This window comes from Halomonas sp. 707B3 (genome assembly GCF_024158645.1).
GTDB lineage: Bacteria > Pseudomonadota > Gammaproteobacteria > Pseudomonadales > Halomonadaceae > Vreelandella > Vreelandella lionensis.
Genome location: NZ_JAMZBE010000209.1, coordinates 1 through 4,707, shown reverse-complemented (window position 1 = coordinate 4,707; position 4,707 = coordinate 1). Strand labels below are relative to the sequence as shown.

Sequence of the window (4,707 nt, the reverse complement as noted above, 5' to 3'; positions counted from 1 at the left end):
GTCTTGACCTGCTCAGGCCACTCGACGTTATCTAAATCCGCCAGCAGCTCATCGGCGTAGTCGGTAATCTTTAAGAACCACAGCGGTATCTCTTTACGCTCTACCGGCGCGCCGGAACGCCAGCCGCAGCCGTCGATGACCTGCTCGTTGGCCAGCACCGTCTGGTCCACCGGGTCCCAGTTCACCGTGGACATCTTCTTGTAGACCAGCCCTTTCTCCACCAGCTTGGTGAAGAACCACTGCTCCCAGCGGTAGTAGCTGGTGTCGCAGGTAGCGAATTCGCGGCTCCAGTCGTAGGCAAACCCTAGTGCCTTCAACTGGTTGCGCATGTAATCGATGTTTTGGTAGGTCCACTTGGCAGGCGGCACCTGATTTTGGATCGCGGCATTTTCCGCCGGCATCCCGAAAGCGTCCCAGCCCATGGGCTGCATGACATTTTTACCCTGCATGCGCTGGAAACGTGAGACAACGTCGCCGATAGTGTAATTACGCACGTGGCCCATGTGCAGCTTGCCGCTGGGGTAGGGGAACATGGATAGGCAGTAGAACTTTTCGCGGTTGGCGTCCTCTACGGCTTTAAAGCACTGGTGCTTGTCCCAGTACTGTTGAGCGTCACGTTCGATCTCGCGGGGGCTGTATTGTGCGTCCATCGGTGTTTTCAATGCCTTGGGATAATTCGCCCTTGTTCAGGGCGCAAAGTGAATAGTAGATGACGACTGTCAGATAAGTAGCGTCGATTGTATCCTATGCCGGTGTATCCTTGAACGGCTAACCGATGATAGGCAGCACCTGTGGCAACAAAAGGAGAGGACCCATGGAAAAACATAACGATCACCGCCTCCGCGAAGGCTACGAGCGCCTGTTGGAACGCATGCAAGGCGGCGCCAACGAGCTCACCTGGGACAATCTACAAAAGGATTTGGACGACGCCGTTGCCTTTGAGGCCGAGCTTGAGGAGTACACCAAAGACGAGCTGGCGCTGCTGCGCGCCTGGGTAGAGCGTGACTTAAAAGATATGCGTTACTACATGGCGGATACCGGCAAGCAGGTGGCGAGCTGGCTGGGGGTCGATATCGACCAGCTCTCACGCCGGGTGGCGGAATCACTGCTTTCCATTGCCGACCGCAGCGTGGTAGACCGCGAACGCTTTGAGGACGACCTAGAAGCCGCCCGCGCCGACTACTGCGAAGGCGAAATCGCCGCCCCGGGGTTAATGGCCTGCACCCACTGCGATGCCCAGGTAATGCTTAACGAAGTCTCGCGGTTGGAACCCTGCCACCAGTGCGGCCACCGCTACTTCTACCGCTTCCCCAATAAAATTGTCGAAACCTAATTTTTAACCTAGCCAAGCGCTCAAGCCTGCGATCGCCCCCAGCGAGAGCAGGCTCATTATCGCCGCGTAGGGCAGGTTATCTTTCATCATGCGATAACCGCTCACCCCATAACGCCCCTGCAAGGAAAGGTTAATACCGGAAAGCGGCCCAACGCTGGTGCCCACCGCCCAGGCGCTTAACGCCACAAAGGCGAATAGCGTTTGCTCGCCACCGCTTAAATCCAAAATAGACGCCAGCACGGAAACGCCAATAATTGGGTGCAGCCCCACCAGCGCGCTCAGCGTAATGGCAGCAAAGCTGGCCATGGCCTGCCACGTACCAAAGCGGGCAAACAGCGTCCACTCATCGCCCGCAGCGGCGGCCACCAGCGTCGAAAGCCCTAATGTTAATAACCCCGCTGCCAAAAACAGCGAAATCTCCCCACGCATGGCGGGAAGCCGGGTAACGGTGTGCTGGCGAATGCGCCGCAGGGTAAAACGCGGGCCTTCCCGCAGGTTGCTTAACAGCGCCACTCCCGGCAGTAAAAAGGTAATGATGCTGACTATAGTGAGCGACGGCGTGATCCAAAAGTGAAACAGCATCACCAATGCCGCCATGCCCGCAGGCATCAGCAGGCTGCGGGGCGAAAGCGAAAAGCCATCTACCTCGGTTAAATCAAACCGCCGCCGCAGCTCCAGCGTGGTTAATAGCCCTGAGAGCATAGCAATCGGAAAACCCACCACGGCAATCTGGGCATATTGCACCGAAGGCACCAAGGCAATTACCACCGCCATAGAAGCAAAGAAGGGCGACCAAAGGGCCGCGCTGCTTAGCCCACGGTTCAGCGCCAATAACTGCGGTGTGGTTAACGGCGCACGGCGAGCCAACCGGTCGCCCACCATAAACACCGTGGAAAGATTCAAAACCGTGCCAAGGAAATGCACCCCCAGCCAGGTACGCAGCACGCCATCCGCACCGGTTACCCGTTTACCCGGTGCACGTTTGTTGCCCTGGGTGCCAATCAGCGAAATAAAGCTCACGCCCACCAGCATAGTGGCTACAAACACGTTGCCTTGCAGCATGGCAGGCCAGTTTACCGCCGCGCCGTACACCGCTTGAGCCACCACCAGCATCACCACGCCAAGGGCAATCAACACCCCCGCTTGAATGCGCGAACGCTTGGGAATATCCCGCCACAGCAGCGCCACCGCCGCCCACAGCAAATAGCTCACCGCCTGCGCGGTCGGCACCGCCCCGGTAAAGCCCACTATCTGCGCCAAAAGCCCCAGCAGCACCAACACCTCCGCCAAGCGCTGCCGCGTCGTTGTCTCTTGCATCTCAATCCCTTACTGGTTGAGTTAGCAGGCTAATCGGGTTTGCAAGAGAAGGCTAGTAGCAAGAAGTGACGGGGTAAGTGAGATAACAGGTGTCATAGATGGCAGATGTGGGAGGTGACAGAGTTGAAAGATGGCAGATGTGAGAGGTGACAGATGACAGATGGAATAGACGTGAGAGATGGAAGGAGTTGGAGATGACAGGAGTGGGAGGGCGCTTCAGCGCGCGATGATAAAGCCACCAAGCCAACGATAACGCCACCGATCCCGTAGCGCGGCGTAACGAACGAAGTGAGGCACCCGCGAAGCACCGCAACGCGGTGCCATAGCGCCACGCAGGCCAATCAGGCACAGCAAAAAAATTCACCTAACGCGTGACCTAAGCTAAATTTGTTAATAGAGTGTGATTAAGCAGGCAAAAAAAGCGGGCACGATAATGGGGTATATGTAGCCTAGCCTAAGGCAGTGGGGTTTTAAATCAATGGATTAGGTGATTTTTTGGGGCTGTATAATATCAATGGCTGTGACGGCATAGTTATTGGGGTTATGTGGTGGGCTATATAATTAATGTTATATTTTTGGGGGCTTAGATGAACATTGAGGCATCGCTAAAGGACGCTATTGAAACAGGCGAGGTTCTTAAAGTCCGGTATCACGGGGGAAGCCAATCCGGTGCACTTCGTGAAATTGCACCAATTTCTGTTAATGGCGACAAGGTAAGAGCGCGATGTTACTCATCCGATGCTGTCAAAACTTTCGTTATAAGAAAAGTTGAGATTGTTGGCTTTGCTAAAAAAGGGGATGAATGGCAGAAAGGGAAAGAGCAGAAATCTGAATATGTGAACTTGTCTTGTGTTTTCGAAGAAAACGCCAATTTATTCGACAAGCTCGGATGGCATATAGAGTCTGAGCTATCTGGCGACCGACAATTTCTGAGTCTGCATGCTCGCTTCAAAAATGGAAATCTAAAAAAAGGTGCTGAGATTGAGTTGTCATACGAAAAGTACGCATATGAAATGGTCGTGGATTGGGTCTCGGACTCGGAATATATAGAGCCAGTGCCGGAGATAACCAGAGAAAGGAAACGCCCTTGGACTGCTCGAGCTAAAAAAGAAGCAACGAAAAGCTTCGGTTCGCTAGATAAGGCGGCAGTTCCATTCTTAGAATGGGCAGAAAAATACGCTCCTTCTAAAAATTGAGCCAAAATAAAACAAGGCAAAGCTCTCGGATGTCAAAAGTTCCGCTTCGCTTCACTTTTGTCGCCGATGTTTGCAGAGTTAGGGCGCTTTACTGGAGGCAACATGATCATTGCGGTTCTCTTTAACTCCGATGACCCCAAGTTTGGGGGGTACTACGGACCGCCAATTCGAGACAGGATTTTTGCAACGGGTGTCCTCCAGTCATCGAACCGCCACATGAAGGTAAAGTATGGTGATGTGCTTATCTACTCACGCGCGCGAACATACCAAGATTATGAGCGAATAGCTGAGGCAACCTACTTTGGAACTACTTGGTCGCGCGTAAAGGAGGAACGCATTCGAGGTTCGTACATGCGTGAAACAATCTGGGCATGGATCATTCAGAATGTTACTCACCAGATTGCAGAGGATCTTGACAATGCGCTTTCATCCGAGAGCTCCTACCTGGGCCTACATGCCGTTTACTATTCATACCCGCAGCATCTTGCGCTTTACAGAAACTCCATGCCGGAGTACTGCCGAATTATTGGCAATGTTTGCGTACTACCATACTCAATGGGTAATGAAGACGAAATAGACGAGTCTGAGGCAGAGCATCTACTTACCCTTGGATTCACGAAAGTAGATTGGGAAGATCGCGGGGCACACGGAACAATATTTGACGACTACGACACTCTTGAGCATTTTCAGCAAGTGCGTGACGTTCAGGCTATTTTTGCACGTGGCTTGCCTGAAGGAGACTATGAAGCTGAAGAACTCGTAATGAATCGCCCCAGGTTTCGTAGACACCTCCAGGCCTTATACTAAAGGTATCTAGGAGGAACCATGAGCCATCCCCGCTACACTGAAGAATTCAAAATC

General features: G+C 53.2%; 5 protein-coding genes. 3 read left to right on the top strand and 2 right to left on the bottom strand.

Going from position 1 to position 4,707, the window contains the following annotated elements; translation table 11 throughout:
* A partial coding sequence (locus tag BIS10_RS17465) for a class I tRNA ligase family protein (protein ID WP_253507210.1) occupies positions 1-650 on the bottom strand: 650 nt, incomplete at its 3' end.
* A gap of 164 nt (positions 651-814) precedes the next feature.
* Here BIS10_RS17465 and BIS10_RS17460 point away from each other — a divergent pair.
* The gene (locus BIS10_RS17460; protein ID WP_083026401.1) at positions 815-1,333 is read left to right on the top strand and encodes a zinc ribbon-containing protein; all 519 of its coding nucleotides are present in this window, start codon (positions 815-817) and stop codon (positions 1,331-1,333) included.
* A 3-nt stretch (positions 1,334-1,336) separates the two neighbouring features.
* On the opposite strand, the gene BIS10_RS17455 is transcribed toward BIS10_RS17460, so the two are convergent.
* Complete coding sequence (locus tag BIS10_RS17455) at positions 1,337-2,650, bottom strand: hypothetical protein (protein WP_253507207.1); 1,314 nt, start codon at positions 2,648-2,650, stop codon at positions 1,337-1,339.
* Positions 2,651-3,237: 587 nt separating this feature from the next.
* Here BIS10_RS17455 and BIS10_RS17450 point away from each other — a divergent pair.
* Together BIS10_RS17450 and BIS10_RS17445 are read left to right on the top strand one after the other, a co-directional pair.
* Entirely contained in the window at positions 3,238-3,846 is a 609-nt protein-coding gene (locus BIS10_RS17450; protein ID WP_083026403.1) for a hypothetical protein, read from the top strand.
* Between the two features lie 102 nt (positions 3,847-3,948).
* A complete protein-coding gene (locus BIS10_RS17445) occupies positions 3,949-4,653 on the top strand; it encodes a hypothetical protein (protein ID WP_253507204.1) in 705 nt (234 codons plus the stop codon).
* Positions 4,654-4,707 lie beyond the last annotated feature (54 nt).